The organism is Candidatus Sodalis pierantonius str. SOPE (genome assembly GCF_000517405.1).
Classification (GTDB): Bacteria; Pseudomonadota; Gammaproteobacteria; order Enterobacterales; family Enterobacteriaceae; genus Sodalis_C; species Sodalis_C pierantonii.
Genome location: NZ_CP006568.1, coordinates 319,917 through 344,624 on the forward strand (window position 1 = coordinate 319,917; position 24,708 = coordinate 344,624).

At 57.5% G+C, this 24,708-nt stretch carries 21 protein-coding genes and 7 pseudogenes; 9 read left to right on the forward strand and 19 right to left on the reverse strand.

The annotated features are described in order from the left end of the window. Positions 1–100: 100 nt before the first annotated feature. Positions 101–2,650 (reverse strand): class I adenylate cyclase, encoded by a 2,550-nt coding sequence (locus SOPEG_RS01695; RefSeq protein WP_025244079.1) that lies wholly within the window; start codon positions 2,648–2,650, stop codon positions 101–103. Positions 2,651–2,938: 288 nt separating this feature from the next. Between SOPEG_RS01695 and hemC the strand changes: the two genes are divergently transcribed. From hemC to hemY, 4 genes are read left to right on the forward strand one after another with little or no spacing between them, the layout of a single operon-like run. Next, positions 2,939–3,880, forward strand: coding sequence for a hydroxymethylbilane synthase (gene hemC / locus SOPEG_RS01700; protein ID WP_025244080.1), 942 nt, complete (start codon positions 2,939–2,941; stop codon positions 3,878–3,880). Further along, positions 3,877–4,617, forward strand: coding sequence for a uroporphyrinogen-III synthase (gene hemD, locus SOPEG_RS01705; protein WP_025244081.1), 741 nt, complete (start codon positions 3,877–3,879; stop codon positions 4,615–4,617). The genes hemC and hemD overlap by 4 nt, the downstream gene beginning before the upstream one ends. A gap of 23 nt (positions 4,618–4,640) precedes the next feature. Then, positions 4,641–5,858 carry a uroporphyrinogen-III C-methyltransferase gene (gene hemX, locus SOPEG_RS01710; RefSeq protein ID WP_025244082.1) on the forward strand — a complete coding sequence of 406 codons (1,218 nt, stop codon included), beginning with the start codon at positions 4,641–4,643 and terminating at the stop codon, positions 5,856–5,858. Between the two features lie 3 nt (positions 5,859–5,861). Then, positions 5,862–7,145, forward strand: coding sequence for a protoheme IX biogenesis protein HemY (hemY, locus tag SOPEG_RS01715; protein ID WP_025244083.1), 1,284 nt, complete (start codon positions 5,862–5,864; stop codon positions 7,143–7,145). A gap of 138 nt (positions 7,146–7,283) precedes the next feature. On the opposite strand, the gene SOPEG_RS01720 is transcribed toward hemY, so the two are convergent. From SOPEG_RS01720 to SOPEG_RS23800, 10 genes and pseudogenes are all read right to left on the reverse strand, one after another. After that, positions 7,284–8,135, reverse strand: a complete 852-nt coding sequence (locus SOPEG_RS01720; protein ID WP_025244084.1) for a fumarylacetoacetate hydrolase family protein — start codon at positions 8,133–8,135, stop codon at positions 7,284–7,286. Positions 8,136–8,440: 305 nt separating this feature from the next. Then, entirely contained in the window at positions 8,441–9,184 is a 744-nt protein-coding gene (locus SOPEG_RS01725; RefSeq protein ID WP_335334085.1) for a class I SAM-dependent methyltransferase, read from the reverse strand. A gap of 242 nt (positions 9,185–9,426) precedes the next feature. Then, positions 9,427–9,684, reverse strand: a complete 258-nt coding sequence (locus SOPEG_RS01730; protein ID WP_025244085.1) for a biofilm development regulator YmgB/AriR family protein — start codon at positions 9,682–9,684, stop codon at positions 9,427–9,429. Between the two features lie 310 nt (positions 9,685–9,994). Continuing rightward, positions 9,995–10,855: pseudogene (locus tag SOPEG_RS01740) on the reverse strand (ketose-bisphosphate aldolase). Positions 10,856–10,942: 87 nt separating this feature from the next. After that, the gene (locus SOPEG_RS01745; protein ID WP_025244087.1) at positions 10,943–11,794 is read right to left on the reverse strand and encodes a class II fructose-bisphosphate aldolase; all 852 of its coding nucleotides are present in this window, start codon (positions 11,792–11,794) and stop codon (positions 10,943–10,945) included. 11 nt (positions 11,795–11,805) lie between these two features. Further along, positions 11,806–12,898, reverse strand: a pseudogene (locus SOPEG_RS01750) (PTS fructose transporter subunit IIC). Between the two features lie 26 nt (positions 12,899–12,924). Then, positions 12,925–13,241 (reverse strand): annotated as a pseudogene (locus SOPEG_RS01755) (PTS fructose transporter subunit IIB). Positions 13,242–13,289: 48 nt separating this feature from the next. Continuing rightward, on the reverse strand, positions 13,290–13,736 hold the full coding sequence (locus SOPEG_RS01760) for a PTS sugar transporter subunit IIA (protein WP_038468062.1): 447 nt from the start codon (positions 13,734–13,736) through the stop codon (positions 13,290–13,292). Then, a pseudogene (locus tag SOPEG_RS01765) lies at positions 13,723–15,122 on the reverse strand (BglG family transcription antiterminator); the annotation flags it as partial. The gene SOPEG_RS01760 and the pseudogene SOPEG_RS01765, both read right to left, overlap by 14 nt. Before the next feature lie 29 nt (positions 15,123–15,151). Further along, positions 15,152–15,424, reverse strand: a pseudogene (locus tag SOPEG_RS23800) (IS5/IS1182 family transposase); the annotation flags it as partial. A 134-nt stretch (positions 15,425–15,558) separates the two neighbouring features. On the opposite strand from SOPEG_RS23800, the pseudogene istA reads away from it, so the two are divergent. The 3 genes and pseudogenes from istA (at position 15,559) to SOPEG_RS01790 (ending at position 19,306) form a co-directional block, all read left to right on the forward strand. After that, a pseudogene (gene istA / locus SOPEG_RS23805) lies at positions 15,559–17,108 on the forward strand (IS21 family transposase). Positions 17,109–17,119: 11 nt separating this feature from the next. Continuing rightward, the gene (gene istB, locus SOPEG_RS01785; protein ID WP_025244089.1) at positions 17,120–17,869 is read left to right on the forward strand and encodes an IS21-like element ISSoEn3 family helper ATPase IstB; all 750 of its coding nucleotides are present in this window, start codon (positions 17,120–17,122) and stop codon (positions 17,867–17,869) included. 228 nt (positions 17,870–18,097) lie between these two features. Further along, on the forward strand, positions 18,098–19,306 hold the full coding sequence (locus tag SOPEG_RS01790) for an IS256-like element ISSoEn2 family transposase (RefSeq protein WP_025244090.1): 1,209 nt from the start codon (positions 18,098–18,100) through the stop codon (positions 19,304–19,306). Here SOPEG_RS01790 and SOPEG_RS30345 read toward each other — a convergent pair. The 8 genes and pseudogenes from SOPEG_RS30345 to SOPEG_RS31105 form a co-directional block, all read right to left on the reverse strand. Further along, on the reverse strand, positions 19,214–19,483 hold the full coding sequence (locus tag SOPEG_RS30345; RefSeq protein WP_071882111.1) for a DUF1488 family protein: 270 nt from the start codon (positions 19,481–19,483) through the stop codon (positions 19,214–19,216). The genes SOPEG_RS01790 and SOPEG_RS30345 overlap by 93 nt on opposite strands. Continuing rightward, complete coding sequence (gene aroE, locus SOPEG_RS01795; RefSeq protein WP_025244091.1) at positions 19,480–20,298, reverse strand: shikimate dehydrogenase; 819 nt, start codon at positions 20,296–20,298, stop codon at positions 19,480–19,482. The genes SOPEG_RS30345 and aroE overlap by 4 nt, the downstream gene beginning before the upstream one ends. A gap of 19 nt (positions 20,299–20,317) precedes the next feature. Continuing rightward, positions 20,318–20,890, reverse strand: a complete 573-nt coding sequence (tsaC, locus tag SOPEG_RS01800) for an L-threonylcarbamoyladenylate synthase type 1 TsaC (protein WP_025244092.1) — start codon at positions 20,888–20,890, stop codon at positions 20,318–20,320. Then, entirely contained in the window at positions 20,880–21,434 is a 555-nt protein-coding gene (locus SOPEG_RS01805; RefSeq protein ID WP_025244093.1) for a DNA topoisomerase family protein, read from the reverse strand. Before SOPEG_RS01805 ends, tsaC begins: the two co-directional genes overlap by 11 nt. A 23-nt stretch (positions 21,435–21,457) precedes the next feature. Then, positions 21,458–21,931, reverse strand: a complete 474-nt coding sequence (locus SOPEG_RS01810) for a DUF494 family protein (RefSeq protein ID WP_025244094.1) — start codon at positions 21,929–21,931, stop codon at positions 21,458–21,460. Further along, the gene (locus tag SOPEG_RS30700) at positions 21,903–22,298 is read right to left on the reverse strand and encodes a DprA-like winged helix domain-containing protein (protein WP_417903441.1); all 396 of its coding nucleotides are present in this window, start codon (positions 22,296–22,298) and stop codon (positions 21,903–21,905) included. Before SOPEG_RS30700 ends, SOPEG_RS01810 begins: the two co-directional genes overlap by 29 nt. Further along, positions 22,183–22,793 (reverse strand): annotated as a pseudogene (gene dprA / locus SOPEG_RS30705) (DNA-processing protein DprA). The gene SOPEG_RS30700 and the pseudogene dprA overlap by 116 nt, the downstream one beginning before the upstream one ends. Further along, the gene (locus SOPEG_RS31105) at positions 22,678–23,022 is read right to left on the reverse strand and encodes a hypothetical protein (RefSeq protein ID WP_470251494.1); all 345 of its coding nucleotides are present in this window, start codon (positions 23,020–23,022) and stop codon (positions 22,678–22,680) included. The pseudogene dprA and the gene SOPEG_RS31105 overlap by 116 nt, the downstream one beginning before the upstream one ends. A gap of 132 nt (positions 23,023–23,154) precedes the next feature. Here SOPEG_RS31105 and def point away from each other — a divergent pair, with 132 nt between their 5' ends. Together def and fmt are read left to right on the forward strand one after the other, a co-directional pair. Continuing rightward, entirely contained in the window at positions 23,155–23,670 is a 516-nt protein-coding gene (gene def / locus SOPEG_RS01820; RefSeq protein WP_025244096.1) for a peptide deformylase, read from the forward strand. 22 nt (positions 23,671–23,692) lie between these two features. Continuing rightward, positions 23,693–24,649 (forward strand): methionyl-tRNA formyltransferase, encoded by a 957-nt coding sequence (gene fmt / locus SOPEG_RS01825; RefSeq protein ID WP_025244097.1) that lies wholly within the window; start codon positions 23,693–23,695, stop codon positions 24,647–24,649. Positions 24,650–24,708: the final 59 nt, after the last annotated feature.

The window sequence follows — 24,708 nt, forward strand, 5'->3', positions numbered from 1 at the left end:
CATCGCAGTTGGCATATGAAAAGCAACAGCAATTGTGGTTTACAAGCGACGAGGCGGGCGCGAAATAGCGGGCGCGGGGAGCGCGTGCTCCGCCGGCGGATTAGCTGCTGCGGGCGTTTTGCGCCAGCGGCGGCGCGCCATTTTCCAACGGCGTGGCGCACAAATGGGAGAGCACGCTGCTGCGAAAGGGCACGACCTGGATACGGCCGTCCAGATTCATAATCTGATAGAACTGCGGCAAATTGAAATTGATGAAGCTGGAGCCATAGGTAAACCGGTCATGGGATGAGGAGTAGAAGCGGCTGACGTCGCGCACCAGCTCCTCTTTGCTGCCTTCGCAATGATGATAGGCTTCCACCCGATTGGTTTCATCGAGAATATAGATATTGCATCCGCTGTCATCGGTGGTGTCTTCAAAAAAGAACTGGATGATGCCCTCGCTGGCGAACCCGTCCACGACCGGCGGCAGATGGATCTGCTCGGTCTCCATCTGGATGGACAGCCCGTGCAGTTTATTATTGGAAATGGCGCCGTAGAACTCCACCGCGTTTTCCAGCTTCTGTACCGAAACGCTCAGGCGCTCGAAAAACAGCCCCCAGGTCTGTCCCGCCACGCGCACCGCCTTGAACCGCGCCGGATCCTGGCGGGTGCTGGAGAGACGTAGCTCGATACATTCGGAAACCAACTGCTGCACGCGAGTGCGGATAAGCCCGCGTAAATGCTGGCTGTAACAGAATACCTCGACCGTATCCGGCGGCGCGGCGTCCTGATGCATTTTGCCGAGAATGGTTTTCAACGCTTCCAGCACCGCCTGCTCGCCGCTGAAATGTAGGGTGCGCACTTCATTCCACGAGTCGCGATAGAGCAGGTCGATGCTGCCCACCAGACACTGCTGCTGGCCGAAGCTGAAAACGTCCAACTTACGGAAATCGAAATGCACCACTTGGTTGCGGAATACCGCAGTGGGGTCGTGTTCCAGATTGACGATAATCGCCAGATGACGGATTTCACACGGGCTATAGAGCGCCTTGGGCGTCGGCGCCGGCACCCGCAACGGGAAGTGGCCGGCGACATCGGCGATGAGCTCATTCAGTTTAGCGCTATCGCAGGTATCGCTACCCTTGATATGCACTTGGGTCGAGCGGGTCAACAGCCCGTTAAACCAGGCCCAGGCCACCAGTTTATTAAGATAGCGGTTATATTCCAGCGGCTGGTGGCTGATGATGGAATCCATCGACGGTGACTGATTGTATAAATACCAGCCGGTGCGGTTGGCGCGCCCCTGCGGCACGTGTATGAACGTCAGGTGCGGTTCCGACAGATCCGGCGAGATCTGCGGATTGAGCAACGTCACTTTGCCCGGCAGCGCCTCGAAGGCCGCATACAGCTTGCGGGTCAGCACGCCGATATCCTGCGGGCTGGCGCTGACGCTCAAGTTGTTGCGGCGGGCGAACCGGATCAGATTGCGGTAACTCTGCATCATGGCGTCCAGCAGCTCATTATGCGCTTCACGCACCTGGCCTATCTTCCAGTTGGCGCGATCGTCCAGCATTTTCAGCCGCGCCTCATCCCAACCCCAGTTGGTCACCAGCTGCGTCAGGATCCCACGCCGCCAAGGGGTACCCGTCGGATCCTGCGATAATTTTTCGCATACCTTCAGATAAAAGCAGCGGCGCACCAAGTCCAGCCGCGTCATATCGTTTATCTGAGTCAGGTAGTACGTCACCCGTTCTAGCATCATGCAATAAGGATCGAGGCCGAAGGACACGATTTCGCCGTCATGCAGCCGCTGTTTAATCTTCATCGCCAGCAGTTCGGTATGGGGATATTCCCAGGAGTAGGCTTCCAGCAGCAGCGTTTTCAGCACCGCCTTATAGGGGGAGTCGATGCTTTTATACAGCTGCCACAGGCTGGCGCCGAAATACTCTTCCGCGGACAGGGTGCCGAGGCCCCCCAAATCTAGCCACTCGTTGGGCGTCAGCGCGCCGCGGGCGTACAGCGACAGAACATATTCGTCGTAATGGGCCTCTTCGTCCCCCGGCACCATGTTCCACAGGATACGCTTACCGCCCATGCGCACGGCGGTGCGATAGAATTCATCCAGCAGCAGGATATGCTGGGTGGAGCCGCAGTCCTCGTCGCCCAAACTGCCGCTTTCGTTATGGCGAAAACGGTTTTCATCTATCAAGAAGAAGTTGACGTCCACGCCCTGACGTGTCGCCCACTGCTCCAGCAGGTGGCACTTGCGCTGCAACTGAGCGCGTTCTTCGTTGTCCAGCCAGGATTGGTGACAAACCCAGATGTCGAAATCGGAATTGGTGTTCTGGCCGATGGTAGAGGTACTACCCATGGAGTAAACGCCGGTGATGGGTTGCTCGCCGCTGTCCGTCTCCGCCACCGCCGCGCCGGCCTGGCGGCTGATATCGTCAAGCCAGGCGCGCTGCGTTTCATTGGGGGAATAAAAACAGATGCCGTGAGGCACATTACCGTCCAGGTAACCCGGAAGCATCGGATGGTGAAAATGTAGTAAGGTTGGCAGCAGACTGTATACGTGTTGAAAACCCGGCCCCATGGCCGCCAACGCGCGATCTACCCGAAGTTGGTTAATCGCGTCCAGTCTCTGTTTCAAGGTCTCGATGTAGAAGTACAAGACGTCTCGCCTGATTATCCCGGTGTTAGAAAAACCCGTTTCTCCACCTGACCGGCGTAGTGAGTAGTAGAATTATTGGCCGGTAAATGCTGGAAACGTGATCAATCTAACACCTTGCTGATTGACCGTAAAGAAAGTTAAGCTACCCAGTGAGTATAGCACTTTCCCCAACGGCAACTTGTTATTCCTTTTTTCTCCCTTCCCGCCTCGCTTAGCCGGCGCCGAAAACTGACAGTGCTTCACTATCGGTGTTAGGATGGTGGGTGAGTGATAAAATCGGTAATGACTATGCAAGACAACCTTCTCAGAATCGCCACCCGGCAGAGCCCTCTGGCGCTTTGGCAGGCGGGCTACGTGCGTGATGCATTGCTGCGCCACCACCCGCATTTGCAGGTGGAGCTGGTGCCCCTAGTGACCCGCGGCGACATCCTCCTTGATACCCCGCTGGCAAAAGTGGGCGGTAAGGGCTTGTTCATCAAGGAATTGGAACGGGCGCTCCTGGAACATCGCGCCGATATCGCCGTCCATTCGATGAAGGATGTCACGGTCTCTTTTCCCGACGGTCTGGGACTTTGTGTGCTGTGCGAGCGCGACGATCCGCGCGACGCCTTTGTCAGTTCGCATTACGCCAATCTTGACGCGCTGCCGCCAGGGGCGATTATCGGCACCTCAAGCCTGCGCCGGCAGTGCCAACTGCGCGAACGGCGTCCTGATCTGCAGGTGCGCGATCTGCGCGGCAATGTCGGCACGCGGTTGGCGAAACTCGATCGGGGCGACTTTGATGCCATCATCCTGGCGGTCGCCGGTCTGAAACGGCTGGGACTGGTGGATCGCATCCGTCAGGCCATTGATCCGGCGGACTCGCTGCCGGCGGTAGGTCAAGGGGCGGTCGGCATCGAATGCCGGCTGGATGATGCCCGCACGCTGGCGCTGCTGGCGCCGCTGCATCACCGGGAAACCGCTCTGCGCGTCGGTGCCGAACGCGCCATGAACGCCCGCCTGCAGAGCGGGTGCCAGGTGCCTATCGGCAGTTATGCCGTGCTCGACGGCGATCAAGTCTGGCTGCGCGTCCTGGTGGGGTCGCCGGACGGCACCACCGTCATTCGCAGTGAAGGACGGGCGCCGCTGGCGCTGGCGGAGCAGCTCGGCCTGCGCCTGGCTGACGATCTGCTGGATCGTGGCGCTCGTGCCATTTTGGCCCAGGTTTATCAGGACGATCCGCCGCAATGAGCATCCTCGTCACCCGCCCATCGCCCGCGGGCGAGCAACTGGTGAACAGGCTTCGCGCCCGCGGCAAATCCGCTTGGCATCTGCCGCTTATCGACTTTACCCCCGGCAATGATCTGCCGCATCTTCCGCAACGTCTCGCCGATCTGTCTGACGGCGATTTACTGTTTATCGTCTCACAGCATGCGATCAACTACGCTCACCCCTGGCTGACGCAGCAGGGCGTCAGTTGGCCGCCCGGGTTGCACTATTTCGCCGTGGGGCGCAGCACCGGCCTGCGGCTGCATGATCTGAGCGGATTGCCGATCAGCTACCCCGACGAGGGAGAAACCAGCGAGGATTTGCTGCGTCTGCCGGCGCTGGCGCGCATCAACGGCAAGCGCGCGCTTATCCTGCGCGGCAACGGCGGACGGGACGTGCTGGAGAAGACGTTACGCCAGCGCGGCGTGCAGGCCACCTATTGCGAATGCTACCGCCGCAGCCCGATACATTATGACGGCGAAGAGCAGGGCCGACGCATGCGAACGCTGGGCATCGACACGCTGGTAATTACCAGCGGCGAAATGTTACAACAATTCTATACTTTAATGCCTGAATACTATCGCCGCACCTGGCTGATGCCATGCCGGCTGATAGTGGTCAGCGAACGTTTAGCCATGCTTGCCCGCCAATTGGGCTGGACGAACATCGTCGTAGCGAACGCGGCAGACAACGATGCATTGATGCGCGTATTGCTCTAAATTTAATCATGGGACAGGCCAACATGACGGAACACACTACTTCAACGATCCCGCAGGATGACGCGACCAAGAAGACAGATAGCCCGCATGCTTCGACCCCGCTTTCCGGCGACGCCGAGCCACGGCCCGCTGCACCCTCGCGGCTCGCGGGGGGGAAGATTCCGCCCGCCGGTAACGGCACACCGGGCAAAACGGCCGGCGGCCGCCGGCCGCTGGCGCTGATACTGGCGGCGTTGGCCCTGGCCATAGCCGTTTTACTGGCGATTGGCGTCTATATCGCCGCGCGCCAGCAGGCGCATCAACAAGAGGCCGCGCGCGCGCAACTGCAGGCGAGTCTGGTTGAACTCAATCAGGCGCAGCAGACGCAACGCCAGCAATACCAGGAGTCACTGGCCGCCCAGAGGCAAGCGCTCGACGCTGCGCGGGCGCAGCAGGCGGCCCAGGGGCGCGAGCTGGAGGATTTGCAGAACAAACTGACGGCCATCACCGGGACTAACGCCAATACCTGGCTGCTGTCGCAGGCGGATTTCCTGGTGAAAATGGCCGGACGCAAATTGTGGAGCGACCGGGATGTCGTCACCGCCGGCGCACTGCTGAAAAGCGCTGACGCCAGCCTGGCGCAAATGAACGATCCCAGCCTGACCGAGGCGCGGCGGGCGATCACCGAAGATATTGGCACGCTGGCCGGCGTCAGCCAGATAGATTTTGATGGCATTATCTTGAAACTCAACCAGTTGACCAACCAGGTGGACAACCTGCGGCTGGCGGATAACGACAGCGACGAATCCTCCATGGATAGCGACAGCGGCGAATTATCGGGGTCAATTCAAGAGTGGCGGCAAAACCTCAGCAAAAGCTGGCATAATTTCATGAACGATTTCATTACAGTGCGCCGCCGCGATACCGGCGCCGAGCCGCTGCTGGCGCCGAATCAGGATGTTTACCTGCGGGAAAATATTCGCGCCCGGCTGCTGGTCGCCGCCCAGGCGGTACCGCGCCACCAGAATGAAATCTATCAGCAGTCGCTGGATTCCGTGTCCACCTGGGTGCGCGCCTATTTCGATGCCGACGATGCCAATACCCGCGCTTTCCTGAGCCAGCTTGACGCTTTGGGCCAGGAGGATATCACCATGAACCTGCCGGATAGTCTGCAAAGCCAGCCGCTGCTGGATAAACTGACGCAGACCCGGGTACGCAATCTGCTGGCCCAGCCGGCGTCCCCCGCCGCACAGGGAGAATAAGCGATGATTAAGGTCTTATTGCTGTTCATCCTGCTGTTCGCGGGCATTGTGCTCGGCCCGCTGATCGCCGGTCATCAGGGATATGTGCTGATCCAGACCGATAATTACAATATTGAAACCAGCGTCACCGGTCTGGTGATTATTCTGATCCTGACGTTTATCGTGTTGTTTATCATCGAATGGGCAATCCGTCGGCTGTTTCGGACCGGGGCGCGTACCCGCCGCTGGTTTCACGGCCGTAAAAATCATCGCGCCCGCAAGCACACCAGCGCGGCGTTGATGAAGCTGGCCGAAGGGGATTACCGTCAGGTGGAAAAACTCCTGGCGCGCAACGCCGATCACGCCGACCAGCCGGTGGTCAACTATCTGCTGGCGGCGGAAGTCGCGCAGCAGCGCGGGGACGATTTACGCACTAATCAGTACCTGGCCCGCGCGGCGGAAGTGGCGGACAACGATCAGCTACCGGTAGACATTACCCGGGTGCGCATCCAACTCGCGCGCCATGAGGATCATGCCGCCCGCCACGGCGTCGACCGTCTGCTGGAAACCGCGCCGCGCCATCCCGAAGTGCTGCGCCTGGCGGAACAGGCCTTCATCCGCACGCACGCCTGGCAATCGCTGCTGGATATTCTGCCGGCAATGCGCAAAGTTCAGGTATACGACGAGGCGACAATAAATCGCCTGCAGTATCAGGCTTTTAACGGGCTGATGGACCAGATCATGGAAAATCAGGGCAGCGAGGGGTTGAACCGCTGGTGGCGCGATCAAAGCCGGAAAGTGCGCAACGACGCCTCCCTACAGGTGGCGTTGGCCGAACACCTCATCGAATGCAACGATCACGACACCGCGCAGCGTCTCATTGTTAAGGCGCTTAAACATCGCACCGACGATGAACTGCTACTGCTGCTGCCGCGCCTGAAGAACGGCGACCCCGAGCAGGTGGAGAAAGCGCTGCGGCTGCAAATCCGCCAGCAGGGAGACACGCCGCTCTTAAGCAGTACGCTGGGGCAGTTGTTGATGAAACGCGGCGAATGGCAGGCCGCGGCCGACGCCTTTCGCGCCGCGCTTAAGCAGCGCCCGGACGCCCACGATTACGCCTGGCTGGCGGATGTGCTCGACCGGCTGCATAAGCCGGAGGAGTCGGCGCAGATGCGCCGCGAGGGGTTAATGCTGACGCTGGCCGCGTCGCCAAGCAAAACGCCCGGCGCGTCCCTGGCTCCCCAAACGCCGGCGAACGACACCCGGGCAGAGCCGGTTAAAACGCCCCCCGCCGATCCCCGCCCTTGAGGCCGGCTTGCGGGAGCAAGAAGCCGCATGCCGCTCCAGCTTTGATGCCTACCCACCTGAGCAGAATGCCCCATTGACTCTTGCTGCCCTGCCGCCGAAGAGGCCGCTTTATCTATGACGCTGGTGCGCGGCCGTTCGTCAGTCCTGTACCGTGAGTTGCCGTTGCTCGCCGAGCCCCTCAACGCCCAACCGCAGCCGCTGGCCGGCCCGCAAGAAAACCGGCTGCGGTTTTTGCCCCATTCCCACCCCCGGGGGCGTGCCGGTAGCGATAATATCCCCCGGCAACAGACGCATGAACCGGCTCAGGTAGCTGATGATTTCTTTGACGGAAAAAATCATCGTCGCCGTGGATCCCGCTTGGTAGCGCTTACCATCCACTTCGAGCCAGAGCTGCAACGCCTGTGGATCGGCGATTTCATCTTCATCGGCGGTCACCAGCCAGGGACCGATGGGACCGAAACTGTCATAGCCCTTGCCTTTATCCCAGGTGCCCCCTCGCTCCAGCTGCCAGTTCCGCTCGGACACATCATTCACTACGCAGTAGCCCGCCACGTGCTGTAGGGCGTCTTGTTCGGCGATATCTCGGCCGCCTTGACCGATCACCACGCCAAGCTCCACTTCCCAATCGGTTTTCAGCGAGCCGCGCGGGATATGCAGCGCATCAAAAGGACCGCTGATAACGCTGATCCATTTATTGAATACGATAGACTCGGTAGGGATTGCCGCGTCGGTTTCGGCCGCATGATCGGCATAATTCAACCTGATACAGACGAATTTACCTACCCGGCCGACGCAGGGGCCAATGCGCGGATCGCCCGCCACCTTTGGCAGCGTAGCGGGATCCAGGGCGCGCAGGCGGTCAAGCGCCGCCGGCAATAACGTCTCGCCGGCGATATCCTCTATCTCTCCGGCGAGAGAGCGCAATTGGCCGTCGCCATCCGGGAGTGCCGGACGCTCTTCACCCGGCGGACCGTAACGTAATAGCTTCATCTATAGCCTCCTTGCCGGCGAGTGAAATAAAAGCGCTGGAGACCCGCGCCAGACGGCGGGCCTATCCTTTAGTGCAGCTTGACGAAAATTGCCCGGCGATGAAAAAAAATGACCGGGCAGTGTATTTTTGCTTTCTACCAACTTGTATTTATAGCAAAACGCCTAACGGCGTAGGGAATTTGTTTACTGGCCGGGGGCCGGAACAGGACTTTCCAGGTGCCACCGGCTTTTTTTTATTTGTACACGCAGAGCCAAGCCGACCCGCAGGATAGCCTTCCCAGGCCAACAGCGGCGCATTGACTTGTCTATAAACAATTGCCAGCAACGTCCGGTTTTTGCGCCCACCAAAACGTCCAGCGATCGTTTTCCACGATCGGCTGTCCCGCCGTCAAGCGCGCGAGAATATAAGCAATCATCTGCGCCAACGCCTCATCGCTTAATTCATGCAGGATTGAGCGCCCGGTGCGGCCGCGCAAATCCGCCGCCAACGCGGCGCTATCGGCGTACTCGCGCCGCGTCTCCCACAGGGTGGTGGTCGGACGCAGTTCAAATCCCGCCGCCGTTATCGCCGCTTCAATCGCCGCGCGCGGCGGGCGACGCGCCCTTTCAATGGCGGCCAACTGCGGGAACAGATCGAAAAACCAGCCGCGCATATGCTCGGGCGATCCCGGCAAGAAGACATCTTCCGGCGTCCGATCCTGAATCAGCAGAAGTCCCCCCGGCGCGAGGATGCGCCATGCTTCATGCAAAAACGGGTGCGGCGAGTCGAAATGGTGAATGAGGGCGCGGGCGAAAACGATATCCTGACTGGCGTCTGCCAGACCGGTCGCGGTCGCGTCGCCCTGCACAAACGCAACATTGGTTAATCCCTGCACGGTTTCCTGCTCATCTTGGCCGGTGACCTGTCGGGCGCCTAACCCGGCCCAGGCAGCGCTATAAATGCCGCCGCCGCAGCCGATATCGGCAATCGCTTTACCGGCGGGATCCACCCGCTGTTGAATAAAATCTCTCCAGCCGGCATATGGGCTACGCGGCGGGCATAAGAATATTGATTAGAGCCAGCATGAAAATCGATTGCCATCGGTACACCTCGCCAGCGGATGAAGCACGCGCCGCAAAACAGCGCGGCAAGGATTATCCTAGCCGGGCCGCGCAGCGAAAGCGTAACCAGGCGTCACCTGTCCGCGTCGGCGCCTACCAGTGCAGCATCAAAGCCCTGCGGCGCTTGCCCTGTGCCGCAGCAGGGGCATTGCGCCGCGCGGCCGGCAACGGCGCACGCCAGCGCAAGGGGTCAAATATCGTCCATGACGCTGGTATGCATAAAGCTATTCAACGCCTCGCGATAGCGATCCTGCATCTGCGGATCATGTTCGGTTTCCAGGCGCTCAAGCAATACCGCCAAAATCAATTTATGGGTGACGGGACGGCCGGTCAATTGTATTTCTTCAATAATCGTCGTCAGCAGACCGTCTGCCCCAGCCGCCCCGGCGGCCGGAAGCGTCGCGGGAGAGGCGATCGGCTGTCCCGTTTCAACGTTTACGCTGCTCATGAAGTCTCTCTTAAGTCACCTGCCGTCGGCCTTGCCGCGGTAGATAAAGGCGTTGTTTACGATGGTGGTCAGGAAAGCGTGCACCGCCGCCATGGGCTATTACACCGGCGGTGGCGAATTAACTTTAGACGGGGTTAGCGGCTTTTCAACGCCGCCGGTAAAAAATACTTTTCCTGCGGGGAACGGACTCACCGCGCGGCTTTTACCGCCGGCCAAAGCGGGGGGCAGGGTCGTGAATTCGGCTACCCTGGCGGCCCATCGCCCCCCGCCCTCAGGTTGACGGTGGCCATCGCGTAATGCTGTGGCGACCTTAGTAAAGACTGGCCTTACCAAGGGAACCAAACAGCGCCATTTTGTTGCGAATCACCTCGCGAGCCGCCAGAATGGGTTCTGGATAAATCACGTTCGGATCCCACCAACTTTCCCGGCTGAGTATCTCGCGCGCTTTTTAGAAGTAAGCAAACTTCATATCGCTGGAAATATTGATTTTACTCACCCCGAGGGTCACGGCCTCCGCTATTTCGGCGTCTGGATTGGAAGACCCGCCGTGCAGTACCAGCGGGATCGACACACGCTGCGAAATATCGCGCAGAATATGCATTTGCAGCGCCGGCTTAACATCCTTCGGATAAATACCGTGCGCGGTCCCGATGGCCACCGCCAGCGTATCCACACCGGTGCGGGTGACAAAATCCTGCGCCTGCGCCGGATCGGTATAGGTGACTTTCGATACCCCGCCCTCTACCGGATTGCCGGTCTGGCCGATAGTGCCCAGCTCCCCCTCCACCGACACCCCCACCGCATACGCCAGCCGCACCACCTCGCGGGTTAGCACCACATTTTCCTCATAGAGTAGCAGTGAGCCGTCGATCATCACCGACGTAAATCCGCATTGAATGGCGCGTTGCACATGTTCGATGGAGACGCCGTGATCCAAATGCAAGACAAAGGGCATTGGACTTTTTAACGTTCTTTCGCGTACATAGGCGAAAAAGGCGTCGGTGACAAAATCATGTTCGCTGGGATGAATGGAAATAATAGCCGGGGTACGGGTGGCCTCAGCCTCTTCCACCACCGCGCGGATAAAGCAGCTATCGGCCACGTTGAAAGCCCCGATGGCGAAACGATGTTCGCGGGTCGGTTGCAGGATGTCATTCATATAAATCAGCATGATATCTTCCTTCTGGGTTGAATTGCGGATAAACGCGGCCCGCACCGGCGCCGATGGACAGGACGAAAAGGGTGATGCCGGCCGGAGTCAGGCTTTATGGGCCGACCCGGACCAGCCGAGATACTCGGCCACAACTTCCTGGCAAGCGGATTCCATCAACCGCAACATATCCGCCAGTTCGGCATCGGGATGCTGACGTAGCCCGTCGTGTAGCGCGGTTTTCCCGGCCTGGGCCACCGCGACGCCGACATTAATCTTTGCCACGCCGTGCTGACTGACCCGGCGTATGTCCTCCGGCCGGGTGCCGCTGCCGCCGTGCAGCGCGAGCGGCACGCGCGATACCCGATGGATGGCCTCCAGCCGCTCAAAATCCACCTCCGGCGTGACGCCCGGCGGATAGAGGCCGTGCGCGGTACCTACCGATATTGCCAGCAGATCGATGCCCGTCTGGCGGAGGAAAGGCTCGACATCCTCCACCGCGGTCATCATCTGCCGCGCATCGGCGATCTGATACACCGGTGCATCGGCGATATGGCCCAGCTCGCCCTCCACGCAGACGCCATCGGTCGCCGCCAGTTGCACCACCTGGCGCGTCTGGCGAATGTTCTCCGCCAGCGGCTGGCTGGAGGCATCGATCATCAGCCCGCTGAAGCCGGCGCGAAATGCCTGACCGATGATCGCGGCGTCACTGCCGTGATCCAGGCTCAGCGTCACCGGTACGGCGGCCTCATCGGCCAGCGCGCGTATCAGCGGTACCGCCACCCGCGGCGGCAGATGGCCGCAATGGCCCTGGTAGAGATTGAGGATCATCGGCGCCCGCTGCTGTTCGGCAGCGCGAATGGTGGCGCGCGCGGTTTCCAGATTGAAACAGTTAATGGCTAACAGCGCGTACCGACGCCGGCTGGCGTCAGCCAGCAAACTCTTTATGGCGGCAAACATGGCGACTCCCGTTATTCCAAAGTGAATTTGATGTCTTCGTCCCGCACGGTCCTATCTTCTACATCATCGAACTCCTCATCCGCCTCGGTGACCCGTTTCTTTAAAAGCGACAGCATCACGCCGCAAATGACGGTCCCGATACCGAGGGCCAGGCAGAACATCGCCGGCCGGGTAAACAGCGACACGACGAACATCCCGCCGTGCGGCACCGGCGACTCGACGCCCCAGACCATAATCAACCCGCCCGCAATAGCCGAGGCCACGACGCACGACGCCACGACCCGCAACAGGTCCCGCGCCGCGATGGGGATAACCCCTTCGGTTATCATGCAAATCCCCATTGGAAACGCGGCCTTGAGCGCTTCTTTCTCCGCCCGGGTATATTTGTACCGCGTGAGCAAAAACGACAAGGTGATGCCAAACGGCGGGATGATGGAGCCGACGAATTTCACCGCTTCCGGACCATAAATACCGTCCACCAGCAGACCGTCGGCGAACAGCGACATGGTTTTATTGACCGGCCCGCCGAAATCGAAGGTGGCCATAGCGCCCAGAATGGCGCCCATCAGGAAACGCGATCCGCCCTGCATCGATTCCAGCAGGTGGATCAGCGCCTTTTGCAGCCAGACGATAGGTTGGCCGATGAAGGTCATCATCAGCAGTCCGGCGATGATAGTGCTCAGCACCGGCAGGATCATCACCGGCATCAACCCCTGCATCGACACCGGCAGCTTAATTACCCGACGCAGCAGGAGTACGGTGTAGCCCACCAGAAAACCACCGAGAATGCCGCCGATACACCCGCTCTGAATCTGCCCGCAAGATAAAACCGACGATAAGCTCCGGAGCGAAACCGGGTCGATCGGCGATGGAGTAGGCGATCGCGGCGCTAATCAGCGGCACGATAAGCCCCATACCCCACCCCCCGATCTGGTTAAGCATCCAGGGCACGCTGCCAGTCTTTTGGCCGACGTCCGGCCCGCCGATGACCTGTCCCAGCGCGATACAGATCCCCGCCGCGACAATCAGCGGGATCATCCACGAAATGCCGGTCAACAGATGCCCTTTAATGACAGTGCCCGTGTTATGTTGGCTAACGTTCATGATATGGCTCCCGAAGCCGTTGGTAATCAGGCCCGTTCCAGCGAGCCGGCCACTTTTTCCAGGAATTTGACCGGTGATTTGATCACCACGTCGGTTTTGACCCGCACCAAACGCTTGCCTTTAAAGCGCTCCTCGCCGTTGATTTTGATATCGACCGCCAGGATCACCACATCGGCGGCGGCAATCGCCTCCGGCGTCAGCGGATTTTCGGTACCAATGGTGCCCTGGGTTTCGACCTGGATTTCATAATTCAGCGCACGGGCGCCCTTAATCAGTTTTTCGCGCGCAATAATAGGTTATGCGCGATGCCTGCCGTGCAGGCGGCGACACAAACGATTTTCATACTCGGCCTCATAGGGTTGCAGGGTTAACAAAGGTCGGTCTCTGCGTACTAACTGAACAACGCAATGATGTTATTGGCGTCCGTTTCCGTTAATAGCCGGTCGATGACATCGTCATCGGCCAGCGCCGCCGCCACCTGCGACAGTAGACGAATATGGGTGGTGTTCTGATCCTCAAGACGCACCGCGAACAAGATGATGCAGCGCACTTTGCTGCCGTCGAGGGTTTCCCAGGGAATATCCTGCGCGGTCCGCCCGATAGCCAGCGTGGTCTGCTTCACCGCCTGGGATTTGCCGTGCGGGATAGCGATATGGTTTTCAAAGCCGGTGGAGCCCTCGGCCTCACGCTGCCAAACGTCTTGAATAAAATCCTCTTTGCTGGTCAGGGCGCCATCGTCATATAACAGATCGGCCAATTCCTGAATAGCGTCCTCTTTATTGGTCGCCTGCATGTTCAAGTTGACGCGCCGCGGCGTAAGAATCTTATTGATGTCCATCCTCTACCTCACCACAATGTGAATAATGAATTGGCTCCGCCACCGAGGACGGGATAACCGCATGCTGCAACGTGCTGGCGATGACTTTTTCGGTGACGCGTTTGATATCGTCGTCATTGAAAAAGACCGAAACATACACAATCGGAATGCTTTCCTCGCGCAAATGAATGGTGGAGACAATCAATTCGATCGGCGCCTGGCGGCAAAACGCAGCCATATTGCTGGCGGAAACCACGCCGGCGATCACCCAATCGGGAAAGGCGCGCAGAATACGGCTTTTGAGTAAATGAGAGGTGCCTACCCCGCTGGAGCACACCACCAAAATACGTTTATGGGCGATCTTCCGCTCCAGCGCCGCCTGGAAATGAATGGTCAAATAACCTATTTCATCTTCGGCGATAAGCTGCAAACCAAACAGCGCGCAAACCTGATGAATAGCTTTATCGGTTTGCTGATAGATATCCGGCAATTCGTTCTTGATATCCTCAAGCAAAGGATTACGGATGCGAATGTGATATTTCAGGCGATTGAGCAAGGGGAGAACATGAATAAGCAGGCCATCATAAAGCAACCTGTCGGAACGCAAATCGATATTGATCAAAGACGAAAACGCGTCAATTAAATGTAGCGTTAACCGATGTGACTCTCCGTTAAAGAAATGACTATGGGGTTGCCGCCCGTCGGCCCCTTCCTCCATGACAATACCCGATGAAATAATATACTGATAAATAAACCACACCTCTTCGGCAGGCAGCGGATGGACAAACCGCGCTTCTATTTTTTCAATCATTTCATGGGCGATAGAAAATATATGTTCGTCAACCTGCCTGGCCTCTATTTTCTCCGCCATCGCCAACGCATTTCCCTGCGCCATATGGTGCATCATAATTAAAATATGGGTGAAGATATTAATGTAGTAGGGTTCGCCGAGCGGGTATCCGAGCCGCCGCTCCATTTGTTGCAGCAACTGTTGCACGAAAAGAACGTCTTCAGCGCCAAAATAATCCGTCAGCGCTTTATAGCTGCCGGGATCGAGCCGCGAATGATTGATTCCCTGTGATTCATGATATCGTTAATCAACGACACCATGGCCTGGCGTACATTGTTCTCGCTGCCTTCGATATGGGTGCCGCTCTGGCTGCGCACCAGCGTCAACCCCAGCGGCTGCATCCAGCCCTCTATAATTTTGAGGTCGTTAACGATCGATGCACTGCTGATGAAGTAGCGCTCCGACAGCTTGCTGATGGAGGTCTCGCGCAGCGTCTCGCTCAATAGCTGAGAGGCGATTTTGATCCGCCTCGACTTATTGGCCAGCGCCTCGGTGAAACCGTCCTCGGGGATGACCTGCTGCTCTAGCAGCGCTTTGTTGAATAAATCCGAAATTTGTGACGACTTCCTCCCTATCAGGGCGATTGTTACATGATGCGGACGCTGTTTGGCATTCCTAACAGTGTGATCCGGTTAAGTGCTTTAACCATTGCCTCACCTACCTGCGCGTCATAGTCATGCAGACTCAGATGACCACCCAGAAGTGTTTTAAACCGGAACATGGCCGTTTCAGCCAGTGAACGCCGGTGATAACCTACTTTCTTTTTCCAGGTATCGTTATTGCCGCTCAGATGCTGATTTGCCACCGCATGGTTACGCTCATGGTATCGAGCTGGCCAATATTGCGCACCACTTGCTGGTTCCGGTCACATCCGATCACTGATTCCGATTTCACTCGATCACTGATTCCGGTCGCCCGATCAGCGATTCCGATTCTGTCCGATCGCTCATCTTCTGTTCCGCCATACTCTGGAGACTTTTAGCTTCCGGGGGCATGGCACGTAAAAAGAAGAAAGCGAGAACGGAAATGTGCATCTATATTAATGTCTTACGTATGAAATTCGAGCAGCGTCGCTCGAATCGCACTATCGCAGCAGCGCTCGGCATAGGCTGTACTACCGTGCACGATATCCTCGGCCGATTCACGGTAGCTAACCTGGTCTGGCCATTGCCGGCGGAACTGTCCCCCGTCGACCTCGACCGCCTGCTCTATCCCGGCAAATCCGGAAAAGTTATCAATACATTACCCAGCTGGCTTGATATCGATACCGAGTTAAGCCGCAAGGGCATGACCAAGCAGCTGCTCTGGATGGAATATCAGTCCGCCGTGGGCGGTGATGCCCTCGGTTACTCACAGTTTTGTGCACTGTTCTGTGACTGGAAAAAGAAGCAGCGGCGTTCTATGCGCATGGAGCACAAGGCTGGCGAAAAGCTCTTCATCGACTTCTGTGGCCCCACCGTACCTATCGTCAACCCTGCGACCGGTAGCGTACGCCAGGTCGCTATCTTCGTCGCTGCCATGGGCGTGTCAGGCTATGCGTATATCGAAGCCTGCGAAGGGCAGGACATGGCATCGTGGCTCAACGCCAATAGCCGCTGTCTGCACTTCATGGGTGGGGTTCCGGAGCTGATGATACCTGATAATCTGCGCAGCGCTGTCAGCACCCCTGACCGCTATGAGCCGGTCATAAACCAGAGCTACCAGGCGCTGGCAAATCACTATGAGACAGTGGTGCTACCGGCGCGCCCGAGAAAACCGAAAGACTAGGCGAAGGCAGAATCAACTGTGCAGCTGGTAGAACGCTGGATTTTGGCCCGGTTGCGTAAACGTAGGTTCTACTCGCTGGCCGAACTCAACCAGGTGATACGAGAACTCAATCATGAGTTGAATCTGCGCCCGATGCGTCATTACGGCGGACAAAGTCGCCTTGAACGCTTCGAGCAGCTGGACAAACCGGCTCTTGGGCCTCTACCGCCCACACAATGGGAATACAGTGAGTATTTCGTTGCCCGAGTGGGACCTGATTACCACATAGACTACGGCAAAAACTGGTACTCGGTGCCGCATCCGCTGGTTGGCGAGCGCGTTGACGTCATCGCCACCCAACGGCTGGTGCAAATCCACCATAAGGGCGTCTGCGTGGCTACGCACCCTCGCAGCGATAACGCCTATAGGCACACGACTCAGGCGGCGCACATGCCGGCTAACCATAAGGGGCAGAGTCAGTGGACGCCGGAAAGGCTGTACAGTTGGGCTCTGTCGGTGGGTGTGTGCACACTGAAGTGGTCGAGTCCATCCAAAAGAGCAAAGCCCATCCGGAGCAGGCTTACCGCTCCGTGCTGGGGCTACTCAATCTGCAACGGCGCTATGAGACGACGCGACTGGAGAAGGCCTGCGCGCTGGCGTTGGAGAAAGGGTGCATTAACCGCTCTTTCATAGCCAACGTATTGAAACACGGCCGTGAAAGTGAGGTCACCCAGGACGGAGCCGGCGTATCAATGCTGGTTCACGAAAACCTCCGAGGTCCGGACAGTTATCACTAAGGAGAATAAATATGGATACACTGTTAATGGCTCTGCGAGAGCTGAAGTTGTCGGCAATGGTCCAGGCGTTGGAGACGCAACGCGAACTCCCGGGGAGTTATGGGGAGCTGGGGTTCGAGGAGCGGTTGTCGCTGATGGTAGAAGCGGAAAATTTGCATAGAAAAAACAACCACATATGCCGTCTTCGACGGCAATCGCAAATGCGCTTGCAGGCAAAACCGGAAGATATCCGCTATATCCCTAGCCGAGGAGTGACACCGGAACAGATGCGAGATCTGCTAGGGGGACAATATCTGAAATATCAGAAAAGCATACTCATCACGGGGCCGACAGGTACGGGCAAAACCTGGATCAGTTGTGCGCTTGGTGAGCAGGCATGCCGGCAGCAATATAGCGTGCGTTACTGGCGAGTGGGTCGGTTGCTGGCCCATCTTCACCAGTGTCAGGTAGACGGGACCTATCTAAAACAGCTTAATCAGTTAGAAAAAATAGAGTTACTGATCTTGGACGAAATGGGCCTAGAATCAATAAGTCCGATGCAGGCAACGATACTGTTGGAGGTGATGGAAGATCGCTACGACAAAAGCAGCAGCATCCTGATCAGTCAACTGCCGGTGAAAAAATGGTATGGACTGATAGAAAACCCCACGACAGCTGACGCGTTACTCGATCGGTTAGTACACCCTAGCTATAGACTGGAACTTAAAGGCGAATCACTACGCAAAGAGCAAGGAGTAGCCAGCACAGGAAAAATAGACTAAATCCGAGTCAGAAGATGAGCGAACACGTGATCGAATATCACTGGAATGGGTGATCGGAAAATATCGGAATAACTGATCGGATGTCGCCGGAACAGCTGATCGGATACGTCGGAATCTGCACCACTTCGCGGTGGGATAAGCGGCTTTATTTTTTTCGAGCCTGTTTAGAAAGTTGTGTATTTGCCTGATTTTGATATGTTCAATCCAACATCAAAAACAGGTTAATTTATGGACGAAAAACAGTTGCAGGCTCTGGCTAACGAACTGGCCAAAAATCTCAAAACCCCTGAAGATCTCAGTCACTTCGATCGGCTGCTGAAAAAAATTAGCGTCGAAGCAGCTCTCAATGCCGAAATGACCCATCACCTCGGCTACGATAAAAATCAGCCTAAACCGGGGACCAACGCCCGCAACGGATATTCCACAAAAACCGTTATCACTGGCGATGGCCCGCTGGCGCTGCGTACTCCGCGCGATCGTGACGGTTCCTTTGAACCGCAACTGGTGAAGAAGAACCAGACCCGGATTACCGGGATGGATAACCAGATTTTATCGTTGTACGCCAAAGGGATGACCACCCGCGAGATCGCCGCCGCGTTCAAAGAGCTGTATGACGCCGATGTCTCGCCGGCGCTGGTCTCAAAGGTCACCGATGCGGTCATGGAGCAGGTTGTCGAATGGCAAAACCGGCCTCTGGATGCAGTCTATCCCATTGTTTATCTTGACTGTATCGTTCTAAAAGTCCGGCAGGACAGCCGCATCATCAACAAATCTGTGTTCCTGGCGCTGGGCATCAACATCGAAGGCCAGAAAGAGTTGCTAGGTATGTGGCTGGCCGAAAATGAAGGCGCAAAGTTCTGGCTGAACGTGCTGACAGAGCTGAAAAACCGCGGCCTGAACGATATCCTTATCGCCTGCGTAGACGGGCTGAAAGGTTTCCCTGACGCTATTAACGCGGTGTATCCGGAGGCGCGGCTCCAGCTGTGTATCGTACATATGGTGCGCAACAGCCTGCGGTTCGTCTCCTGGAAGGACTACAAGGCCGTCACCCGCGACCTGAAAGCTATCTATCAGGCCCCTACGGAAGAAGCCGGCTTGCAGGCGCTGGAAGCGTTCTCCAGTGCCTGGGACATCCGCTACCCGCAAATAAGTCGAAGCTGGCAGACAAACTGGGCCAATCTGGCCACGTTCTTTGCCTACCCAACGGACATCCGCAAGGTGATCTACACGACCAACGCCATCGAGTCGTTAAACAGCGTGATCCGGCATGCCATCAAAAAGCGCAAGGTGTTCCCGACCGACGACGCAGTGAAAAAGGTGGTGTGGCTGGCGATACAGGCGGCCTCACAGAAATGGACAATGCCTTTGAGGGACTGGCGCATGGCAATGAGCCGCTTTATTATCGAGTTCGGTGACCGCCTGGACGGTCACTTCTGAGAAAAGGCATTTACACAGAATCCGGTACGGGCTCGCCGCGGACGAAAAGCGGCTACATAACCAGCCCGCGCTGACTTGGCACTCCGCGCGCATCCCACCCACCAGCGCTGGAAAGCACACGCTTTGACGCTCGGCATCCCATTGCTCCAGATCCGGGAAATGTATCGCCTGGTTCATGCAGCCAGCTCCGCGCGCAGGGTTTCCAGCACCGGCAAAACCGAGGGCAATACGCCATGCCACAGGAAGAAGGCCGACGCCGCCTGGCCCACCAGCATGCCGAGCCCATCGGCGCAGTGCAGCGCGCCGTGCCGGCGACACCAGGCGATGAACGGCGTTTCGCCTTGTTGATAAAACATATCGTAGCAGCAGACCGCAGGCGCAATGACGGAGGCCGGCAGCGGCGGGATACCCCCCTGCACCCCGGTGGATGTCGCGTTAATGATCAGGTCGTAATCCGGCGTGCCGAGGCGCTCCAGCGGCAGCGCACTGATATCGCCGACGTGATGGTAAAACTCCACCAGCTCTTGTGCGCGGGGGAAAGTGCGGTTGGTCAGCACCACTTTGCAGCCGTAGGACAGCAGCGGCAAGATAACCCCCCGCGCCGCGCCGCCGGCGCCCACTAACAGCACCCGGCTGTCTTGGCGCAATAGAGCGAGACGCTGCAAATCGCTGACCAACCCAATGCCGTCGGTGTTGTCCCCCAGTAATGTGCCATCCGGTAGTTTCTTGATGGTATTCACCGCCCCGGCCAAAGACCCGCGCTCGGTGAGCTGATCGCACAGCGAAAACGCACGTTCTTTAAACGGCAGGGTAATATTCGCCCCTAATCCTCCCGCGTCGAAAAACTGCCGCAGCGTTTGCTCAAAACCGTCCAGCGGCGCTAACACGCGGCCATAAGGATGGGCTAAACCGGTTTCGGCGGCAAAGAGCGCATGAATGCGCGGTGACCGACTATGGTTAATCGGATTACCAAAAACGGCATAGGTATCCATGGTGTCACTCCGGTGATAGTCAGCCCTGGCGAATTAATTCGCCGCTTAGGGCATCGCGAATTTCAGAAGGATTGCACCGCCCCTCCACCGCTTCGTCCAGTACCGGAAAAACGGCGCCTAATTGCTCACGCACTTCGCCGGCGGTACGCGCCGGCGGCAGCCCGATCAAATTAGCGCTGGTGGACACCAGCGGCTTGCCGAAAGCTAGGCAAAGACGCCGCACTGGTTCAAATGCGCTGACGCGTACCGCCAGTGATGCGTATTGCCCCGTTAACCAGCGCGGTGTTGTGGGGCGGGCCGGTACCACCCAAGTAACGGGGCCCGGCCAACAGGCGAACATCCGCTCCCGCGCGGCATTATCCAACGCGCTGTCGTCAATATAATCCGTGAGCTGGGCGTAATGCTCGGCAACCAGGATCAACCCTTTTTGCCACGGGCGCTGTTTTAGCTTGAGCAGCGCCTGAACCGCGCTTTCGCTGTCCGGATCGCAGCCTAACCCGAACACGGCCTCTGTCGGATAAGCGATAACCTGCTGCTGGCGCAGCGCCGTCACTACATTTGTCAGGTCAGGCAAGAGAGTTTCATTCTTCATTATCGTTTGTCGCTACCGGCCTGCCGCAGCCTTTATCGGCACAAAACCGCTTTGCGCCGCGGGCGGTATTTTTCTCCATTAACAGCGGGAAATGGCAATACGCGCATTCCCCCGCCACGGGCTGATTATTCAATGCATATTTGCAGGCGGGATACCGATCGCAGGCGTAAAAACTTTTACCAAAGCGCGAGGTCCGCTGCACCAGTTTGCCAGTGCGGCATTGGGGACAGGTAAATGCCGTAGCGTCAGCTACCGCCGTGGGCGCAATATGGCCGCATTCGGGATAGTTCGAGCAGCCGATAAATATACCGAAGCGCCCCTGACGCAATACCAGCGTTGATTGGCATTCCGGGCAAAGCTGTCCTTCGAGCACTTTCACTACATGCCCATCACCCTGGGGCTTTAGGGAGCGAATATAGTCGCACTGCGGGTAATGAGAGCAGCCCAGAAAGGGGCCATGCTGTCCAGAACGAATAACAAGCTCTACCCCGCATTGGGGGCAGGACGCCGGGTGCTTCGCGGAAAAAAGCGCAGCTTTGGTCATAGCGTTACGTCATCTTTAATGCATCAATGCAGACGCTGTTCGTCTTCTTCAAAAACCAGATCTTCCATTTGCTGATAGGCATTTTCACAGCCTGGAATATTAAACAGCACCATAAGAATAACCCACTTCAGATCTTCTAAATCAAATTTCGCCGCGTCCAACGCCATCACACGATCGATGACCATCTCGCGGGTTTCAAGGTTCAACACCTGAATCTGTTCAAGAAATAATAAGAAACCGCGACAGTCGGTATCCAGGAACTGACTCTCCTCATCAGTGTAGATACGCATGGCAAGCGGATCGGCATTCAGCGCAAAAGCTCTGCCCTGCCCGTCCTGCAAATCAGCCAGTTTCTCCAGCCAGTTTAACGCATTATAAATATCGTCCTGATGAAAGCCCGCTCGGGTAAGGTCATCGGTCAATTTATCCTGATCCACGCACATTTCGACTTCATTGTGGATGTAGGTTTCAAACAAATACATTAGTACGTCGAACATGGCCTGCCCTCCTTAATCGGACATAGCCGCCGGGTACAACTGCGATCCATCCTGCTAACTCCAGTTCGAGCAGTTTCACCACCACCTCTGGCACAGGTTGGCCGGCACGTTCAGCGACGACGTCAACAGGTGTAACCTCATCCCCTACGTTAGCCAACACATCGGCAAATGGCAATTTAACTTCGCATTCTGGTGCAGAAATAATTTCCGTCTTATTCGGCGCCAGCCATTTTAAGTCACTGCACAGGTGTTCAAATATCTCCTCCGGGCGGCTGATAAGCGCCGCGCTGCTGGATAAGCCAATGGGTATCGGCGCTGGACGGGCTGCCCAGCGGGCCTGGCAAGGTAAAGATCTCTCGTCCCTGATCCAGCGCACAGCGCGCCGTGACCAGCGAACCGCTTTTTATTGCCGCCTCAACTACCAACACCCCCAGGCTTAACCCGCTTATCAAACGGTTACGAAAGGGAAAATGCATCGCCAGCGGCGGCGCATGGGGCAAAAACTCCGATACCAGCGCGCCTTCTTGCGCGACAATTTCAGCGGCCAACCGGCGATGCGGCGCGGATAGCCGTAACCGATCCCGCAGCCCAACACCGCCACGGTCTTTCCCCCAGCGGCCAGCGCGGCGCGGTGACAAACGCCATCAATACCGAGCGCCAGACCGCTGGTGATAGTCAGGCCGGCAGCCGCGAGCTGGCTGGCGAAATAGTCACCCCACTGTTTACCGTATAAGCTGTATTGCCGGCTACCGACCATCGCCAGCTGTTGCGTTTTCAGGCAGGCAGGATCCCCTGCGATAAAGATCGCCGGCGGCGGGCAGTCGAGGGCGGCGAGGCGGCGGGGATAACGTGCATCGTTGATAGCAAGCAAATGGTGACGGGGTGGCGCCAGCCAGCGGCGCGCACTCTCCAATTTCGCTTGGCGAACAGCGACGATAGCGCTGGTGCTGTCGCGGGGTTAAAACCGCATTTAACAGCGCTTGCTGGTCCAGCGGCGCCGAATCCACCGTTTTGGCTAGATATTCCCTGGCCCGAGCACCGTTTACCCCCTTTACCGCCGCCATACGCAGCCATATTTCGCTCAACGGCATTTCCCCTCCTTCCCTGACTTGGCGACCGGCCAACGCCGGGACATTTCCCGTCCAATGCTGTCAATCAGCCCCGGAAATGTCTAGAATAAGGGTAAATATCGTTTTCATACTCAGATGCAGATTCAGACCACTATGTCATTATTGCAGGTATTACATTATCCCGACGAGCGGTTGCGCAAAGTCGCCAAACCTGTCGCCGACGTCAATGACGCCATCCGCCGCATAGTGGATGATATGTTTGAGACGATGTACGCCGAGGAGGGGATCGGCCTGGCCGCCACCCAGGTTGATATCCACCAGCGGATCATCGTTATTGATGTCTCGGAAAACCGCGATCAGCGCCTGGTGCTGATCAATCCCGAACTGCTGGAAAAAAGCGGCGAAACCGGCATTGATGAAGGCTGTCTGTCGATTCCCGATCAGCGAGGCTTCGTACCGCGGGCGGAGAAGGTGAAAGTGCGGGCGCTGGATCGCGACGGTAACAGCTTCGAGCTGGAGACGGACGATCTGCTGGCAATCTGTATCCAGCACGAGATGGATCATCTGGTCGGCAAGCTGTTTGTTGATTATCTCTCGCCGCTAAAACGTCAGCGCATTCGTCAAAAAATGGAAAAACTGGCGCGTATGACCGCGCGGGCGGAAAAGTAACCCAAACGCCATAGGAATCATCGTGTCCGACTCTTTACGTATTATCTTCGCCGGTACGCCGGATTTTGCCGTGCGCCATTTGGACGCGCTGATTCGCGCCCAACATCAGGTGGTCGGCGTTTTCACCCAGCCGGACCGGCCCGCCGGACGCGGCAACCGATTGACGCCCAGCCCGGTCAAGCAGTTGGCGGAGCGGCATAGCCTCCCGGTATTTCAACCTTCTTCGCTGCGCAAACCCGAAGGGCAAGGGTGGGTGGCCGCATTGAAGGCGGATATCATGGTGGTGGTGGCCTATGGCCTGATCCTGCCTCAGGCGGTCCTGGACCTGCCGCGCCTTGGCTGCATCAACGTTCATGGGTCGCTATTACCGCGATGGCGCGGGGCGGCACCGATTCAGCGAGCATTGTGGGCCGGCGACGACCGAACCGGCGTAACGATCATGCAGATAGATGCCGGCCTTGATACCGGCGCCATGCTGCATAAGGCGACCTGTGTTATTGAGCCCAACGACACCAGTGCCTCGCTGTATGACAAATTGGCGCAAATCGGGCCAGACGCCCTATTGTCCACGCTTGAGCAGCTTGCCGCCGGTCGCGCCGCAGCCGAGCCACAAGACAACGCGCTCGCGACCTATGCGGACAAACCCAGCAAAGACGAAGCCCAGCTCGACTGGCGCCTGCCCGCGGCGCAGCTTGAGCGCTGTATCCGCGCCTTCAACCCCTGGCCCATCAGCTATTTTCCGCTGTCGGGGCAGCCAATCAAAGTTTGGGCCGCCAGCGTAGACGCCCGGCAGACGGCGTCATGTGCGCCAGGCACGATTGTGGCCGTGGACAAGGCCGGCATTCACATCGCCACCGGCCAGGGCATGCTAACGCTCACGCAGTTGCAGCCAGCGGGTAAAAAGGCGATGCCGGTCCAGGATTTACTCAATTCACGCCCCGAATGGTTTATTCCCGGTACACTTCTGGATAATTGTTAACAGCACTGTTTAAACATTTTTAATCTATTGATAAAACCCGCGAACACCAAGTGTATCGG

What these genes read in the sequence shown, in the direction of transcription:
- SOPEG_RS01810 (WP_025244094.1), bottom strand. Translation starts at nt 21,931, where the DNA reads ATGTTCGACGTACTAATGTATTTGTTTGAAACCTACATCCACAATGAA.
- SOPEG_RS01720 (WP_025244084.1), bottom strand. Translation starts at nt 8,135, where the DNA reads ATGAAGCTATTACGTTACGGTCCGCCGGGTGAAGAGCGTCCGGCACTC.
- def (WP_025244096.1), top strand. Translation starts at nt 23,155, where the DNA reads ATGTCATTATTGCAGGTATTACATTATCCCGACGAGCGGTTGCGCAAA.
- SOPEG_RS01745 (WP_025244087.1), bottom strand. Translation starts at nt 11,794, where the DNA reads ATGTTTGCCGCCATAAAGAGTTTGCTGGCTGACGCCAGCCGGCGTCGG.
- SOPEG_RS01730 (WP_025244085.1), bottom strand. Translation starts at nt 9,684, where the DNA reads ATGAGCAGCGTAAACGTTGAAACGGGACAGCCGATCGCCTCTCCCGCG.
- tsaC (WP_025244092.1), bottom strand. Translation starts at nt 20,890, where the DNA reads ATGAAGAATGAAACTCTCTTGCCTGACCTGACAAATGTAGTGACGGCG.
- hemY (WP_025244083.1), top strand. Translation starts at nt 5,862, where the DNA reads ATGATTAAGGTCTTATTGCTGTTCATCCTGCTGTTCGCGGGCATTGTG.
- SOPEG_RS01760 (WP_038468062.1), bottom strand. Translation starts at nt 13,736, where the DNA reads ATGGACATCAATAAGATTCTTACGCCGCGGCGCGTCAACTTGAACATG.
- SOPEG_RS01790 (WP_025244090.1), top strand. Translation starts at nt 18,098, where the DNA reads ATGGACGAAAAACAGTTGCAGGCTCTGGCTAACGAACTGGCCAAAAAT.
- SOPEG_RS01805 (WP_025244093.1), bottom strand. Translation starts at nt 21,434, where the DNA reads ATGACCAAAGCTGCGCTTTTTTCCGCGAAGCACCCGGCGTCCTGCCCC.
- istB (WP_025244089.1), top strand. Translation starts at nt 17,120, where the DNA reads ATGGATACACTGTTAATGGCTCTGCGAGAGCTGAAGTTGTCGGCAATG.
- SOPEG_RS30345 (WP_071882111.1), bottom strand. Translation starts at nt 19,483, where the DNA reads ATGAACCAGGCGATACATTTCCCGGATCTGGAGCAATGGGATGCCGAG.
- hemC (WP_025244080.1), top strand. Translation starts at nt 2,939, where the DNA reads ATGCAAGACAACCTTCTCAGAATCGCCACCCGGCAGAGCCCTCTGGCG.
- hemX (WP_025244082.1), top strand. Translation starts at nt 4,641, where the DNA reads ATGACGGAACACACTACTTCAACGATCCCGCAGGATGACGCGACCAAG.
- SOPEG_RS31105 (WP_470251494.1), bottom strand. Translation starts at nt 23,022, where the DNA reads ATGCCGTTGAGCGAAATATGGCTGCGTATGGCGGCGGTAAAGGGGGTA.
- aroE (WP_025244091.1), bottom strand. Translation starts at nt 20,298, where the DNA reads ATGGATACCTATGCCGTTTTTGGTAATCCGATTAACCATAGTCGGTCA.
- hemD (WP_025244081.1), top strand. Translation starts at nt 3,877, where the DNA reads ATGAGCATCCTCGTCACCCGCCCATCGCCCGCGGGCGAGCAACTGGTG.